At 71.2% G+C, this 14,677-nt stretch carries 13 protein-coding genes; 10 read left to right on the top strand and 3 right to left on the bottom strand.

Annotation, left to right across the window (positions count from 1 at the left end):
• Positions 1–116: 116 nt before the first annotated feature.
• Together ACTOQ1_RS22040 and ACTOQ1_RS22035 are read right to left on the bottom strand one after the other, a co-directional pair.
• Positions 117–1,367, bottom strand: a complete 1,251-nt coding sequence (locus tag ACTOQ1_RS22040; protein WP_440069841.1) for a DUF349 domain-containing protein — start codon at positions 1,365–1,367, stop codon at positions 117–119.
• A 44-nt stretch (positions 1,368–1,411) separates the two neighbouring features.
• On the bottom strand, positions 1,412–2,272 hold the full coding sequence (locus tag ACTOQ1_RS22035; RefSeq protein ID WP_440069839.1) for a peptidylprolyl isomerase: 861 nt from the start codon (positions 2,270–2,272) through the stop codon (positions 1,412–1,414).
• Between the two features lie 147 nt (positions 2,273–2,419).
• On the opposite strand from ACTOQ1_RS22035, the gene ACTOQ1_RS22030 reads away from it, so the two are divergent.
• From ACTOQ1_RS22030 to aspS, 3 genes are read left to right on the top strand one after another with little or no spacing between them, the layout of a single operon-like run.
• The gene (locus ACTOQ1_RS22030) at positions 2,420–3,157 is read left to right on the top strand and encodes an MBL fold metallo-hydrolase (protein ID WP_440069837.1); all 738 of its coding nucleotides are present in this window, start codon (positions 2,420–2,422) and stop codon (positions 3,155–3,157) included.
• Positions 3,158–3,160: 3 nt separating this feature from the next.
• Positions 3,161–4,426: a histidine--tRNA ligase gene (gene hisS, locus ACTOQ1_RS22025; RefSeq protein WP_440069835.1), complete on the top strand. Its 1,266-nt coding sequence runs from the start codon at positions 3,161–3,163 to the stop codon at positions 4,424–4,426.
• The gene (gene aspS, locus ACTOQ1_RS22020; protein WP_440069833.1) at positions 4,423–6,159 is read left to right on the top strand and encodes an aspartate--tRNA ligase; all 1,737 of its coding nucleotides are present in this window, start codon (positions 4,423–4,425) and stop codon (positions 6,157–6,159) included. Before hisS ends, aspS begins: the two co-directional genes overlap by 4 nt.
• Before the next feature lie 463 nt (positions 6,160–6,622).
• On the opposite strand, the gene ACTOQ1_RS22015 is transcribed toward aspS, so the two are convergent.
• Positions 6,623–7,522, bottom strand: coding sequence for a peptidylprolyl isomerase (locus ACTOQ1_RS22015; RefSeq protein ID WP_440069831.1), 900 nt, complete (start codon positions 7,520–7,522; stop codon positions 6,623–6,625).
• Between the two features lie 185 nt (positions 7,523–7,707).
• Here ACTOQ1_RS22015 and ACTOQ1_RS22010 point away from each other — a divergent pair, with 185 nt between their 5' ends.
• From ACTOQ1_RS22010 to mltG, 7 genes are all read left to right on the top strand, one after another.
• A complete protein-coding gene (locus tag ACTOQ1_RS22010; protein WP_440069829.1) occupies positions 7,708–8,169 on the top strand; it encodes a hypothetical protein in 462 nt (153 codons plus the stop codon).
• A gap of 89 nt (positions 8,170–8,258) precedes the next feature.
• Positions 8,259–9,569: a replication-associated recombination protein A gene (locus tag ACTOQ1_RS22005; protein WP_440069827.1), complete on the top strand. Its 1,311-nt coding sequence runs from the start codon at positions 8,259–8,261 to the stop codon at positions 9,567–9,569.
• 122 nt (positions 9,570–9,691) lie between these two features.
• Positions 9,692–10,084, top strand: a complete 393-nt coding sequence (locus tag ACTOQ1_RS22000; RefSeq protein WP_440069825.1) for a DUF948 domain-containing protein — start codon at positions 9,692–9,694, stop codon at positions 10,082–10,084.
• Positions 10,081–10,335, top strand: coding sequence for a hypothetical protein (locus ACTOQ1_RS21995; protein WP_362846695.1), 255 nt, complete (start codon positions 10,081–10,083; stop codon positions 10,333–10,335). Before ACTOQ1_RS22000 ends, ACTOQ1_RS21995 begins: the two co-directional genes overlap by 4 nt.
• A gap of 1 nt (position 10,336) precedes the next feature.
• Entirely contained in the window at positions 10,337–13,006 is a 2,670-nt protein-coding gene (gene alaS, locus ACTOQ1_RS21990) for an alanine--tRNA ligase (RefSeq protein ID WP_440069823.1), read from the top strand.
• 73 nt (positions 13,007–13,079) lie between these two features.
• Positions 13,080–13,580, top strand: coding sequence for a Holliday junction resolvase RuvX (gene ruvX, locus ACTOQ1_RS21985; RefSeq protein ID WP_440069822.1), 501 nt, complete (start codon positions 13,080–13,082; stop codon positions 13,578–13,580).
• The gene (mltG, locus tag ACTOQ1_RS21980) at positions 13,577–14,614 is read left to right on the top strand and encodes an endolytic transglycosylase MltG (RefSeq protein ID WP_440069820.1); all 1,038 of its coding nucleotides are present in this window, start codon (positions 13,577–13,579) and stop codon (positions 14,612–14,614) included. The genes ruvX and mltG overlap by 4 nt, the downstream gene beginning before the upstream one ends.
• Positions 14,615–14,677: the final 63 nt, after the last annotated feature.

The following is a 14,677-nucleotide window of genomic DNA, read 5'->3' as shown; positions in this document are numbered from 1 at the left end:
CCCTTCCGTGGCCTTCCGCCCCGCCACAGGCGGCGGGGCCGCGGGGGGCACTCCCGTGGTGGAAGTGCCCCCCGCGGCCCCGGGGTCGCGTCGTCAGCCGGTGACGGCGCCGGGCGTCAGGAGAACTCGGCGAGCGTGCGCTCCGCCTCCTCCAGCCAGGAACGGCGGGCGGCCAGGGCCTCCTCGGAGTCCTTGACGTCCTTGTCCTTGCCCGCGTCCCTGGCCTTGGCCAGGCGGCTCTCCAGCTGTGCGATCGACTTGCGCAGCTGGTCGACCGTGTTCTGAGCGCGGGCGCGGGCCTCGGGGTTGGAGCGCTTCCACTCCGTCTCCTCGGCCTTGCGGACCGCCTCGTCGATCTTGCGCAGGCCACCCTCCAGGCGGTCGCGCTGCTCGCGAGGGACCGGGCCCGCGGCCTCCCAGCGCTCCAGGAGGTTGCGCAGGGCGCCCCTGGCGGCGCGGGCGTCGGTGACCGGAAGGATCTTCTCCGCCTCGACCAGGAGCTGCTCCTTGATCTCGGCGTTGGCCGCCAGCGAGGCGTCGCGCTCGGCGAAGACGGCCGACCGCGCCTGGAAGAACTGGTCCTGGGCGCCCTTGAAGCGGCCCCAGAGCTCGTCCTCGACCTCGCGGGAGGCCCTGCCCGCCGTCTTCCACTCCTGCATCAGCTCGCGGTAGGCGGACGCGGTGGCGCCCCAGTCGGTGGACGAGGCCAGCGTCTCGGCCTCGGCCACGATGCGCTCCTTGGTGGAACGCACGCCCTCACGCTGCTCGTCCAGCCCCGCGAAGTAGGCCTTGCGCCGCTTGGCGAAGGCCGTACGGGCCGCCGAGAGGCGCTTCCACAGCGCGGCCTCGGTCACCCGGTCGATGCGCTCGGCGGCCTTCCACTCCTCGATCAGCTGGCGCAGCCGCTCGCCACCGGTCTTCCAGTGGGTGGTGTCGTCGGCGATGCGCTCGGCCTCGGCGACGATCCGCTCCTTGACGCCCTTGGCCTCGGCCCTGGCCACGTCGCGAGCGGCCTTGACCTCCTCCCGGCGCTGGGCGACCAGCTCCGTGAGGGCGTTGAGGCGGTTCAGCAGCGCGTCGAGATCGCCGACCGCGTGCGCGTCGGTGATCGCCTCACGAAGCTTGACGATCGTCGCCTCGGCCTGGGCGGGTGGCAGGTCGGTGCCGCGGACCCGCTGTTCCAGCAGGGCGACCTGCCCGGCCAGCTCGTCGAACTTGCGATGGAAGTAGGCAAGCGCCTCCTCCGGTTCGCCGGCCTTCCAGGACCCGACGGCCCGCTCTCCCTCAGCCGTACGTACGTAGACGGTGCCGTCGTCGTCTACCCGGCCCCACGGGTCGGTGCTCACCGTGTCCTCCCGCACTTTCATCAGCCTTTCGGGACTTACCGCCCCTTGTATGTATTACGTCAGCTCTAACTGGACATTGTCACGTCTTTGATTTCGACGGTTTCCTTCGGCGCCCCGGTGCCGCCGTCCCCCGGGGGGAGGAAGCCCGCCTTGTTCACCTTGTCGAGGATCTCCAGGCCCTTGGTGACCGTACCGAACGGCGTGTATTGCGCCGGCAGCTGGGTGTCGCCGTAGACCATGAAGAACTGGCTGCCGTTGGTGTCGGGACCGCTGTTGGCCATGGCCACGACGCCGCGGGTGTACTTGGCGCCCTCCAGGTTCTCGTTCACGAAGCGGTAGCCGGGGCCGCCCTGGCCGTCGGTGGGGTTCTTGCCGTCGGCCTTGGCCAGCGGGTCGCCGCACTGCAGCATCGGGAACTGGTCGGAGCCCAGCCGGTGGCACTTGGAGCCGTTGAAGTACTTCTTCTGCGCCAGGAAGGCGAAGGAGTTGACCGTGCACGGGGTCTTGTCGGCCGACACCTTGATGACGATGTCGCCCAGGTTGGTCTTCAGAGTCATCTTCTTGGGCGTCAGGTCGACCTTCTCCGGGGGCAGGCCCACGTTCTTGGCCGGGCCGCCGCCCGCCTCCGCGACGTAGCCGCAGGTGCCGCTCGCCGGGTCGAAGGCCTTGGGCTGCGGGCCCGCGGCCTCCGAGGCGGCCGGGGAGGCGTTGTCCGACGGGGCCGGGTCGGTGGTCGCGGTCGCCGTCGTGTCGGAGCCCCCGAACATGGTCGTCGCGGCGATCACACCCGCCACCACGACCACACCGGCCACGGTGCTGCCGATGATCGCGTTGCGCTTGGCCCTGGCCTCACGTTCGACGCGTCGCTGCGTCTGCCGCTCGTAGTGCTCGCGCGCCAACTGCTTCTGGCGCTCCTTGCCGCTCACCGCTTCGCCCTCCCGAGTGCCGAGTAGTACTTAATGAGGTGGGCGAATCGTATCGGCCAATGGGTAATGGTTCGCAGCCCGCCGACCCGCACCGGTACCCTTCGGTTACATTCCCATCCGCATTCTTGACGAGATCAGCTGAGGCAGATGCTCATCGCCGGCTTTCCCGCAGGGTCCTTCCAGACCAACTGTTACGTCGTCGCTCCCGCCGCGGGCGAGGAGTGCGTGGTCGTCGACCCCGGTCAGAACGCCGTCGGCGACCTCGACGACCTGCTGCGCGAGCACCGGCTCAAGCCGGTCGCGGTGCTGGTCACCCACGGGCACATCGACCACATGTGGTCGGTCGCCCCGGTCTGCGGCGCGCGTGACGTTCCCGCGTGGATCCACCCGGAGGACCGCGACCTGCTGTCCGACCCGGGCAGGGGATTGTCGCTGTCGACGAAGCAGCAGATGTTCGGCGGGCTCACCTTCACCGAGCCCGACGACGTGCGCGAGCTCGCCGACGGCGAGGTGCTGCGGCTGGCCGGCCTGGAGCTCACCGTCGACCACGCCCCCGGCCATACCAGGGGGTCGGTGACCTTCAGGCTGCCCGGCACCGAGGAGATCCCGGACGTGCTGTTCTCGGGCGACCTGCTGTTCGCCGGCTCCATCGGCCGCACAGATCTTCCGGGCGGCGACTACCCGACCATCCTGCGCAGCCTGGCGGCCAAGTGCCTGCCGCTGCCGGAGGACACGGTGGTCCTGCCCGGCCACGGACCACAGACCACGATCGGTCACGAGCGTGCCACCAACCCGTACCTCGCGGAGGCGAAGGCGGCCGCGGGAGCGGATCCCGCGGACCCCGCGGGCGCCGGGCACGACCGCGGCCCCGGCAGGGGACTTTAGACAATGACTTTGCAGGCGCCCAAGGGCACCTTCGACTGGCTTCCGCCGCGCTCCGAGCGGGCGCTCGCCGTGCGCGAGGCGCTCACCGGGCCCGCCCGCCGGGCGGGCTACGGCTACATCGAGACCCCGGTCTTCGAGGACACCGCGCTGTTCGTCCGCGGTGTCGGCGAGTCGACCGACATCGTCTCCAAGGAGATGTACACCTTCGAGGACAAGGGCGGGCGCTCTCTCACGCTGCGCCCCGAGGGCACCGCGTCGGTGGTGCGGGCGGTCCTCCAGCACGGCCTGCACAACGGGCAGCTCCCGGTGAAGCTCTGGTACTCGGGCAGTCAGTTCCGCTACGAGCGGGCACAGAAGGGCCGCTACCGCCACTTCTGGCAGGTCGGCGCCGAGGCGCTGGGCTCGGAGGACCCGGCGCTCGACGCCGAGCTGATCCTGCTGGCCGTCGACGGCTACGCCGCCCTGGGGCTCACCGGGGTCCGGCTGCTGATCAACACGCTGGGCGACAAGGAGTGCCGCCCGGTCTACCGGGCCGCGCTCCAGGACTTCCTGCGCGGCCTCGACCTCGACGAGGCCACCCGCGCCCGAATCGAGATCAACCCGTTGCGCGTGCTCGACGACAAGCGCCCCGAGGTGCAGGCGCGGCTGGCCGGGGCGCCGCTGGTCGTCGACCACCTGTGCGAGGCGTGCAAGGCCTACCACGAGGAGGTCCGCGCGCTGCTGACCGCCTCCGGCGTGGCCTACACCGACGACCCCCGGCTGGTCCGCGGCCTCGACTACTACACGCGCACCACGTTCGAGTTCGTCCACGACGGGCTCGGCTCGCAGTCCGCGGTGGGGGGCGGCGGCCGCTACGACGGGCTGAGCGAGATGCTCGGCGGGCCCCCCCTGCCCAGCGTCGGCTGGGCGCTGGGCGTCGACCGCACGGTCCTGGCCATGGAGGCCGAGGGCCTGTTCGGGGACGAGAGCGCCGAGTCGCGCGTGCGGGTGTACGGTGTGCCGCTGGGCGAGGAGGCGCGCCGCCGGATGTTCCTGCTCGTCACCGAGCTGCGCCGGGCGGGCCTGGCCGCCGACATGTCGTTCGGCGGCAAGGGCGTCAAGGGCGCCATGAAGGGCGCCGACCGCTCGGGGGCCGGCTACGCGGTGATCCTCGGCGAGCGGGACATCGCCGCCGGGGTCGCCCAGGTCAAGGACCTGGCCGGCGGGGACCAGACCGCCGTACCGCTCGCCGAGATCGTCACGATGTTGAAGGAGAGACTGGACAAATGATCCGCACGCACGAAGCGGGATCACTGCGCGAGGAGCACACCGGGCAGCGGGTGACGCTCGCCGGGTGGGTGGCGCGGCGCCGCGACCACGGCGGCGTGGTCTTCATCGACCTGCGTGACGCCTCGGGCTCGGCCCAGGTGGTCTTCCGCGAGGAGGACGACGCCCACGGCCTGCGCGCCGAATACTGCGTCAAGGTCGTCGGAGAGGTGCGGGTCCGCCCCGAGGGCAACGAGAACCCCGAGCTGCCGACCGGCGCGATCGAGGTCGTCGCCTCCGAGGTCGAGGTGCTCAGCGAGTCCGCGCCGCTGCCGTTCCCCATCGAGGGCACCGCGGGCATCTCGGAGGAGGCGCGGCTGAAGTACCGCTACCTCGACATCCGCCGCCAGCAGGTCGCGCACGCCATGCGCATCCGCTCCCGGGCCACCTACCTCGCCCACCAGGTGATGGACGAGCAGGGGTTCACCTACGTCGAGACCCCGACGCTGACCCGCTCCACCCCGGAGGGCGCCCGCGACTTCCTCGTCCCGGTCCGGCTCCAGCCGGGCAGCTGGTACGCCCTGCCCCAGTCGCCCCAGCTGTTCAAGCAGCTCCTCCAGGTCGCCGGTCTCGAGCGCTACTACCAGCTCGCCAAGTGCTACCGCGACGAGGACCTGCGCGCCGACCGGCAGCCGGAGTTCACCCAGATCGACGTCGAGATGTCCTTCGTGGACCAGGACGACGTCATCGCGCTGGGGGAGAGGCTCATCGGCCGCATCTGGAAGGAGACGGTCGGCTACGAGCTGCCGGCGCCCCTGCCCCGGATGACCTACCGGGACGCCATGGCGCGCTACGGCTCCGACAAGCCCGACCTGCGCTTCGGCCAGGAGCTCGTCGAGATGACGGACTTCTTCGCCGACACCACCTTCCGGGTGTTCCAGGCGCCGTACGTGGGCGCCGTGGTCATGCCGGGCGGGGCCTCGCAGACCCGCAAGGAGCTGGACGGCTGGCAGGAGTGGGCCAAGTCGCGCGGCGCCAGGGGCCTGGCCTACGTGCTGGTGGGCGAGGACGGCACGCTCGGCGGGCCGGTCGCCAAGAACCTGTCGGAGACCGAGTCGGCCGGCCTGGCCGCCAAGGTCGGCGCGGCCCCCGGTGACGCGATCTTCTTCGCGGCCGGCGCCGCCTCCGCCTCCCGCGACCTGCTCGGCGCGGCCCGCCTGGAGATCGGCCGTCGCTGCGGCCTGATCGACGAGTCGGCCTGGAACTTCCTGTGGATCGTCGACGCCCCCATGTTCGAGGAGGACGGCGAGGGCGGCTGGACCGCGGTCCACCACCCCTTCACCGGCCCCAAGCCCGAGTGGGCCGACACCTTCCAGGACCACCCCGGCGAGGCCCTGGCCTACGCCTACGACATGGTCTGCAACGGCATGGAGATCGGCGGCGGCTCGATCCGTATCCACCGGGCCGAGATGCAGCAGCGCGTCTTCGACGTGCTGGGCATCTCCAAGGAGGACGCGGAGAGCAAGTTCGGCTTCCTGCTGGAGGCGTTCAAGTACGGCCCCCCGCCGCACGGCGGCATCGCCTACGGCTGGGACCGGATCTGCATGCTCCTGGCGGGCACCGACTCCATCCGCGACGTCATCGCCTTCCCGAAGACGGCCTCCGGTTTCGACCCGCTGACCGGCGCGCCCACCCCGATCACGGTGGAGCAGCGCAAGGAGGCGGGCGTCGACGGCAGGCCCAAGGCCGACGCCTGATCCGGGTCCTCCCCGGATGTGAGCCAGGTGTGAGCCAGGTGTGACGAGGGCCCCCGGACGGTGTTCCGGGGGCCCTCGCCATGTCCGGAGCATGAAGTCGCGGGAGATGAGCCGCGATGGTCCCCCTGCACCCCCCTGTACCCCTCTGTGCCCCTCACGTGCCTCCTGGGCGGCCTTTCAGGGGGCTCCGGTCCCAAAGGGCGGGGAGGCGTCGTGGCCCGCGCACGGCCACGCTGGGGTCTGCGCCGGCCGCGCGCCGTCCGGGGCGGGCGAGGCGCGACCTGTCCGGGATGTGCGGAGCCTCTGGGATGTGCGCGGCCGGGGGTCCGGCGTGAGTGGCGCGAGGGCGTGGAGGACGTGGGGGGCGGGCGTGTCCGGGGCGTGCGGGGCGCGGACGCGAAAACGCCCCGCCGGTCGTCCGACCGGCGGGGCGTCCTGTGGCGGCGGGCCGCCGCGGTTCCGGCTAGGAGAGCCGCACGTTCTTGATGATCACCGGGATCTTGGGGGCGGTGGAACCACCGTCACCGGTGATGTCCTCGGGATTGGTGATCCACCCGCCCTTGACGATCTCGTCAAGGATCTCCATGCCCTTGGAGACGACACCAAAAGGCGTGTAGGCCTTCTCCACCTGCTCGGTCTCGTTCCCGAGCGAGATCCAGAACTGGCTGCCGTTCTGGTTGACGGCGTCGACGGCCTGGGCCACCGCGACCGTGCCCTTGCTGTACGGGATCCCGCCGAGGTTCTCGCTGTCGTAGACGTAGCCCGAGCTGCCCTGGCCGTCGGTCCGGTTCTTCCCGTCGGCCTTGGCCTGGGGGTCGCCGCACTGCAGCAGGCTCAGGCCGGAGTTCTCGGGGGTGGCCAGGCGGTGGCACTTGGTGTTGTCGAAGAAGTTCTTCCTGGCCAGGAAGGCGAAGGAGTTGACCGTGCAGGGGGCCTGCGCGGTCGCCAGGTCGATCACGACGTCACCGTGGTTGGTGGTGATCGTCATGGTCTTCAGCTTCAGGTTGGGCTTGGTCGGCGGCATGCCCACGTTCTTGGCCGGGCTGCCGCTGGTGTCCTTGCGATAGGAGCACTTCGTGCCGATCGGATCGGCCGTGAAGGTCGGCTCCGGCGTCGCGGCCGCGGTCTCCGAGGGAACCGGTGAACTGGTGGCGGCGGCGTTCTTCGCGTCGTCACCGTCGTTTCCAAGGAGGGTGACGCCGGCGAACAGTCCCCCCGCGACGACGACCACCGCGGCGACGGCTCCGATGACGACGTTGCGCTTCGACGCGCTCGCCTGCTCGGCACGCTTCGCCTGCCGCTCTTTGTGCTCCCGAGCCAGCTGGCTCTGGCGGTCCTCGGCGCTCACCGCTATGTCCTCCAAGATTGATGTTCCATGGGTACGGGCTGGCGAAAAGAGTACCGGCCCCAACATGTGCTGTACGTAAGTGGCGGAATTCCTCAGATGGGGACAGAGGGGAGGAAGGGATCTCTTCACGCTCCCCATAACCCGTCCATGGTGGGATCCGTACTTGCTGATGATGAACCACGCACCACCGGAGCGCCCCCATGTTCGACGAGATCCTCGGCCTGCCCCTTCATCCCCTGATCGTTCACGCGGCCGTGGTCCTGACGCCGCTCCTGGCGGTGCTCGCCGCCGCGTACGCGCTGGCGCCGCGCACGCGGCCCGTGCTCACCTGGGCGGTGGTCGGGCTCGCCCCGGTCGTGCCGGTGAGCGTCTTCGCGGCGCGGCAGAGCGGGGAGGCGCTGGAGGAGGGCCGCTTCGCCTCCGTCGAGGGCCGGCTCGGCGAGCGCATCGCCGAGCACGCGGGCTTCGCCACCCCCTTGCTGCTCGTCACCCTCGCCCTCGGAGTGGTCTCGCTGGCCCTCGTCCACGTCACCCGCGGCGACAGGTTCGGCCGCCCGGCCGGGCTGGCGGTCTCGGCGCTGACCGTGGTCCTGGCCGTCGTGGCGCTCTACTACGTGGTGCGGAGCGGGCACAGCGGGGCCGTCGCGGTCTGGGGAAGCTGAGCCCGTACGGCCCCTGAACGCCACGGGCGTCCGATGCGCCGCCGTCCGGGAGGGCCGGGGCCCCGCCGGGCGGCGGTACTGTCTCAGGCGTGGACAGCCTGTTCGATTCGGCGGCGGAGGAGGCCCATCGCGGCCAGGAGCCCCTGGCGGTGCGGATGCGCCCCCGGAGCCTGGACGAGGTGATCGGCCAGCGGCACCTGCTGGGCCCCGGCACGCCGCTGCGCCGCCTCGTCGAGGCCGAGGCGCCGATGTCGCTGTTCCTCTGGGGCCCTCCGGGCACCGGTAAGACCACCCTCGCCTACGTGGTGGCGGGTGTCACCGAGCGCCGGTTCGTGGAGGTCTCCGCGGTGTCGGCGGGCGTCAAGGAGGTCCGCGCGGCCATCGAGCAGGCCCGGCGCGAGCTGGGCATGTCCGGCCGCCAGACCGTCCTGTTCGTCGACGAGGTGCACCGCTTCAACAAGGCGCAGCAGGACGCCCTGCTGCCCGCCGTGGAGAACCGCTGGGTCACCTTCATCGGCGCCACCACCGAGAACCCCTTCTTCTCCGTCATCTCGCCCCTGCTGTCGCGCTCGCTGCTGCTGACCCTGGAGTCGCTGTCGGAGGACGACATCCGGGTGGTGCTGGAGCGCGCCGTCACCGACCCGCGCGGCCTGGACGGGAGGGTGAGCCTGACGCCGGAGGCCGCCGAGCACCTGGTGCGGCTGGCCGGTGGCGACGCCCGCAGGTCGCTCACCTACCTGGAGGCCGCCGCGCTGATCGCCGACGGCGAGGTCACCGTCGAGGTGGTGGAGCGGGCGGTGGACAAGGCTGCCGTGCGCTACGACCGCCAGGGCGACCAGCACTACGACGTGATCAGCGGTTTCATCAAGAGCATGCGGGGCTCCGACGCCGACGCGGCGCTGCACTACCTCGCCCGGATGATCGAGGCGGGGGAGGACCCACGGTTCATCGCCCGCAGGATCGTCATCTTCGCCTCCGAGGACGTCGGCATGGCCGACCCCACCTGCCTGCAGGTCGCGGTGGCCGCCGCCCAGGCGGTGGAGTTCATCGGCCTTCCCGAGGGGCGGCTCAACCTGGCCCAGGCCGTCATCCACTGCGCGCTGGCCCCGAAGTCCAACGCGGTGATCAACGCCATCGGCGCGGCCGCCGAGGACGTGCGGCGCGGCAACATCGGCCACGTTCCCAACCATCTGCGCGACTCCCACTACGCCGGGGCCAAGCAGCTCGGCCACGGCAGGGGCTACAAGTACCCCCACGAGTTCGAGCACGGCCTGGTACGCCAGGAGTACGCCCCCGAGGAGCTCAGGGACCGGCGCTACTACCAGCCCACCAGACACGGCGCCGAGGCGGGCCTCGCCGACCGCTGGTCCAGGATCCGCGCGTTCCTGCGGGGGGAGTAGGCCCCGCGCCCTGGGGGCGCGCGGTAAACGGGGATGAGTGGTATCGGGCACGATAGGGTTTTGCAATCCGCCCGACCATGGCCGGGGTCACCTATGAACCTATGAGGGGAGCGGGTCCGCAGATGCTTACCGCAGGAGAGGTCGCGGGGCTGATCGCCGCGATGGCCTGGGCGATCCTGGTCTCCTTCATGGCCGTCGTCATGGTCAGGCTGGCCCGGCTGCTCACCGAGACCACCAAGATGGTCTCCCAGCTGGGCGACCGCGTCGTGCCGCTGCTGGAGGACGTCTCGGCCGCCGTCGGCGAGACCAACCGGCAGCTGGTCGCGATCGAGGCCATCACCAGGGACGTCAAGCAGGTCAGCGGGCACGTGGCCAAGGTCAGCGACGTCACCCAGAACCTGGTCACCGGACCGATGATCAAGGTCGCGGCCCTCACCCACGGCGTCCGCAGGGCCCTGGGCTCCCGCAGGCGGGCCAGGCCCGCCGCGGCGGAGCTGGAGAGGCGTCCGCGATGATCCGCAGGCTTTTCTACATGGGGCTGGGCGCGTTCGGCGCGGTGTGGGTGATGCGTAAGCTTCAGGCACTGCACCCGAACCACCTGGCCCGGCGGGCCGCGCACAACGCCGCCGGAGCCCTGGAGCAGGCACGCGACCTCGCCGCCGACGCCCTGCGGGGCGCCGCCGAGCGGGAAATCGAGTTGCGGTCCAGGTTCGGGCTCGACACCGTGGAAAACCCCTATCACTCCAACGTAAAGGATGGCCGCTGACATGGAGTCGGCAGAGATCGCCCGCCGCTTCCTGCGCTTCTTCGAGGAGCGTGGGCACACCGTTGTGCCCTCGGCCAGCCTCATCGCCGAGGACCCGACGCTGCTTCTGGTCAACGCGGGCATGGTGCCCTTCAAGCCCTACTTCCTGGGCCAGCAGAAGCCGCCCTACAAGCGGGCCGCCAGCGCGCAGAAGGTCGTCAGGACCCTCGACATCGACGAGGTCGGCAAGACGACCAGGCACGCCAGCTTCTTCCAGATGCTCGGCAACTTCTCCTTCGGCGACTACTTCAAGGAGCAGGCGATCCCGTTCGCCTGGGAGCTGCTGACCAGGCCCGAGTCCGAGGGCGGGTTCGGCTTCCCCGAGGACCGCCTCTGGGCCACCGTCTACCTCGACGACGACGAGGCCGCCGACATCTGGCGCAAGGTCGGGGTGCCGCAGGAGCGCATCCAGCGCCGCGACCTGGCCGACAACTACTGGCACATGGGCGTGCCGGGTCCCGGCGGCCCGTGCAGCGAGATCTACTACGACCGCGGCCCCGAGTACGGGCGCGAGGGCGGCCCGGTCGCCGACGAGAACCGCTACCTCGAGGTGTGGAACAACGTCTTCATGCAGTACCAGCTCAGCGCGGTACGCAGCAAGATCGACTTCGACATCGCCGGTGAGCTGCCCGCCAAGAGCGTCGACACGGGCATGGGCCTGGAGCGCATGGCGGCGATCCTGCAGGGCGTCGACAACATCTACGAGATCGACACCACGTACAAGATCCTCGACCGGGCCGCCGACCTCACCAAGACGCGCTACGGCCGCGACGAGCGCGCCGACGTGTCGCTGCGGGTGATCGCCGACCACGTCAGGACCGGTGTGATGCTCGTCGCCGACGGGGTGCTGCCCTCCAACGAGGGCCGGGGCTACGTGCTCCGCCGCATCCTGCGCCGCGCCATCCGCAACCTGCGCCTGCTCGGCGCGGGCGAGGAGCGCTACATGCACGAGCTCACCGCCGTGACCGTCGACGTCATGGGCGAGCAGTACGCCGAGCTCAGGGCCGACGCCCCGCAGATCCACGGTGTCATCGACGCGGAGGAGGCCTCCTTCCTCGGCACCCTCCGCACCGGCACCGCGATCTTCGACGTGGCGGCCGAGGAGACCAAGCGCAAGGGGCGGGCCACGCTCGCCGCCGACCAGGCCTTCCAGCTCCACGACACCTACGGCTTCCCGATCGACCTCACCCTGGAGATGGCCTCCGAGCAGGGGCTGCAGGTCGACGAGGAGGGCTTCCGCCGGCTGATGAAGGAGCAGCGCGACCGCGCCAAGGCCGACGCCGCCTCCAAGAAGACCGGCAACGCCGACATCTCGATCTTCGGCACGCTCCTGGAGAAGACCGGCAAGGTCGAGTTCCTCGGCTACGACCACGTGACGGCCGAGGCCGAGGTCGTCGGCCTCCTCGTCGACGGCGCCTCCGTGCCCGCCGCGGGCGCGGGCACGTCGGTCGAGGTCGTGCTGGGCCGTACCCCCTTCTACGCCGAGGGCGGCGGCCAGCTCTCCGACCAGGGCGTCATCCGCACCGGCGGGGCCGAGGTGGAGATCGTGGACGTGCAGTCCCCGGTCTCCGGCGTCGTCGTGCACCGGGGCAAGGTCCGCTCCGGGGAGATCAGGGTGGGCGACCAGGCCCAGGCCGAGATCGACGTCGAGCGGCGCCGGGCCATCTCCCGCAGCCACACCGCCACCCACCTGGTGCACCGGGGCTTCCGCAACGCGCTGGGCGAGACCGCGGCGCAGGCCGGTTCCGAGAACTCGCCGGGTCGCTTCCGCTTCGACTTCACCGCCGCGGGCGCCGTGCCGCCCAGCGTGCTGCGCGACGTCGAGGACGAGGTCAACGCGGTCCTCATCAACGACCTGCGGGTCAACGCCTTCCACACCTCCCAGGCGGAGGCCCGCGCGATGGGCGCGCTCGCCCTGTTCGGCGAGAAGTACGGCGACACCGTCCGCATCGTCGAGGTCGGCGAATACTCCCGCGAGCTCTGCGGCGGCACCCACGTCGCCAGCTCCGGGCAGCTCGGCCTGGTCAAGGTGCTGGGCGAGGCCTCGATCGGCGCGGGCGTGCGCCGCGTGGAGGCCCTGGTCGGCCTCGACGCGTTCCGCTTCCTGGCCAGGGAGAGCGTGCTCGTCGCCCAGCTGTCGGAGCAGCTCAAGGCCCGCAGGGAGGAGCTGCCCGAGCGCATCGAGGGCATCGTCACCCGGCTGCGCACCGCGGAGAAGGAACTGGGCGCGCTGCGCTCGGCCCAGGTGCTCGCCGGTGCGGGGCAGATGGCGGAAAGCGCCGTCGACCTGCACGGAGTGTCCGTCGTGACGCACCGCGCGCCTGATGGCACCTCTCCCGACGACCTGCGTAAGCTCGCGCTTGACGTGCGCGGCCGGTTCCCGGGCGATCGCGCCGCGGTGGTCGTCGTCGCCGGTGTCCCCGGTGACCGGCCGGTCGTGGTGGCCGCGGTCAACGAGGCGGGACGCGGCCGTGGCCTGAAGGCGGGCCGCCTGGTCGGTGTCGCCGCGAAGGCTCTCGGAGGTGGCGGTGGCGGCAAGGACGACGTCGCTCAGGGAGGCGGGGTGCGTCCCGAGGCGATCGGCGAGGCGCTCGCCGCCGTCGAGCAGGCGATCGCGCAGACGCTCACCTGACGAGCGCGGACGCTCACCTGACGAGGAACGACGCCCTCGCGCCGCGTCCGGCGCACGGGCGGAGACGGGAATGATGAGAAACGGCATTCGGCTGGGCGTCGATGTCGGCTCGGTCCGCATCGGCGTGGCCCGCAGCGACCCCTCGGGGTTGCTGGCCACGCCGGTGGAGACCGTCCGGCGCGGTAAGGGCGACCTCGACCGGCTCGCGGAGATCGCGGCCGAGTACGAGGTCGTCGAGGTGGTGGTCGGCCTGCCGACCTCGCTCTCCGGGCGCGAGGGGCAGGCGGCGGAGGCCGCCCGCGACTTCGCGAACCGGATCTCGCTGCGGCTGGCGCCCGTCCCGGTGCGGCTGTTCGACGAGCGGCTGACCACCGTCACCGCCCAGCAGGGCCTGCGGGCCAGCGGGGTGAAGGCGAAGAACCAGCGTGGCGTGGTGGACCAGGCGGCCGCCATCGTGCTGCTCCAGGCCGCGCTGGACGCCGAACGCGCCACCGGCAGGCCTCCCGGGGTCCCCGCCGAGCCTCCCCCTGGCGGGGGAAGCGCCGAGCGGCCGGGCGGCGGGACCGTTCGGTGAGCCGTCTGCGGCCGGTATGGCTGTGGGTGGCCGGGACGTCCGTGCTCGCAGCCGCCGCCGGGACGGCCGGGCTCCTCGTGATCCGCCCCTATCTCCTGCCCGCCGACTTCGAGGGGCCGGGTTCGGGCACGGTCGTCGTCGAGATCCCCCGGGGGGCGAGCGCGACCCGGATCGGGCTGGTGCTGGCCGACGCCGGAGTGGTGGCCAGCGCCGGGGCGTTCGTCACGGTGGCGATGGAGCAGGCCAGGGCGGGCACCCTGCCCCCCGGCCGTTTCAGGCTCCGCAGGGGCATGGACGCCCGGTCGGCGCTCGGCATGCTGGTGGCGCCCGAGTCGCGGGTGGTCCGCACGGTCACCATTCCCGAAGGGCTCCGCCTGCCCGAGCTGCTCGACCGGCTCGCCGAGGCGACCGGCATGCGCCGGGCCGACCTGGTCAGGGCCGCGGCCGACGAGCGGGCGCTGGGCCTGCCCCGGTACGCCGGGAGCGCCGAGGGCTTCCTGTTCCCCGCCACCTACGAGATCGAGCCGGACACGACCGCTCCGGTCCTGCTCGCCGCGATGGTGGAACGTTACAAGCAGATGGCGACCCAGCTAAACCTCAGGAAACGGGCCGCGAAGAAAGGCCTGTCGCCCCGGGAGGCCGTCACGGTGGCGAGCATCGTCCAGGCGGAGGGCGGGCGGGACCCGGACTACCCGAAGATCGCTAGAGTGATCTACAACCGGATCAGGGCCCGGACGCCGCTCCAGCTGGACACCACGGTGCTGTACGCGCAGGGGCGCAGGACCCTGGAGGTTTCGGAGAGGGACACAGAGGTGAGGTCTCCGTACAACACCTACCTCAAGCCCGGTCTGCCGCCCGGGCCCATCGCGAATCCCGGGGAGAAGGCGTTGATCGCGGCACTCCAGCCAGATCAAGGTGATTGGTTCTGGTTTGTCACTACTGATCCGGAGCATAGAATCACGAAATTCACTGACAAAGAGAGTGAGTTTGTGAGATACCGGGAAGAGCTGAACAGATACCTCGGGAAGCGTTGATGCCCGGCGGAATACCCCCGGTTCCGCCGCAGGCGGCGACCCGCACCCGCGGTTCGGACGACG

Source organism: Streptosporangium sp. OZ121, from assembly GCF_051918885.1.
Classification (GTDB): domain Bacteria; phylum Actinomycetota; class Actinomycetes; order Streptosporangiales; family Streptosporangiaceae; genus Streptosporangium.
Note: the sequence above shows the minus strand (reverse complement) of the source record. Positions and strands in the feature narration are given on the sequence as shown.

Coding starts and splice junctions, on each gene's coding strand:
- hisS (WP_440069835.1), top strand. CDS start 3,161: ATGACTTTGCAGGCGCCCAAGGGCACCTTCGACTGGCTTCCGCCGCGC.
- aspS (WP_440069833.1), top strand. CDS start 4,423: ATGATCCGCACGCACGAAGCGGGATCACTGCGCGAGGAGCACACCGGG.
- alaS (WP_440069823.1), top strand. CDS start 10,337: ATGGAGTCGGCAGAGATCGCCCGCCGCTTCCTGCGCTTCTTCGAGGAG.
- ACTOQ1_RS22000 (WP_440069825.1), top strand. CDS start 9,692: ATGCTTACCGCAGGAGAGGTCGCGGGGCTGATCGCCGCGATGGCCTGG.
- ruvX (WP_440069822.1), top strand. CDS start 13,080: ATGAGAAACGGCATTCGGCTGGGCGTCGATGTCGGCTCGGTCCGCATC.
- ACTOQ1_RS21995 (WP_362846695.1), top strand. CDS start 10,081: ATGATCCGCAGGCTTTTCTACATGGGGCTGGGCGCGTTCGGCGCGGTG.
- ACTOQ1_RS22040 (WP_440069841.1), bottom strand. CDS start 1,367: ATGAAAGTGCGGGAGGACACGGTGAGCACCGACCCGTGGGGCCGGGTA.
- ACTOQ1_RS22030 (WP_440069837.1), top strand. CDS start 2,420: ATGCTCATCGCCGGCTTTCCCGCAGGGTCCTTCCAGACCAACTGTTAC.
- ACTOQ1_RS22010 (WP_440069829.1), top strand. CDS start 7,708: ATGTTCGACGAGATCCTCGGCCTGCCCCTTCATCCCCTGATCGTTCAC.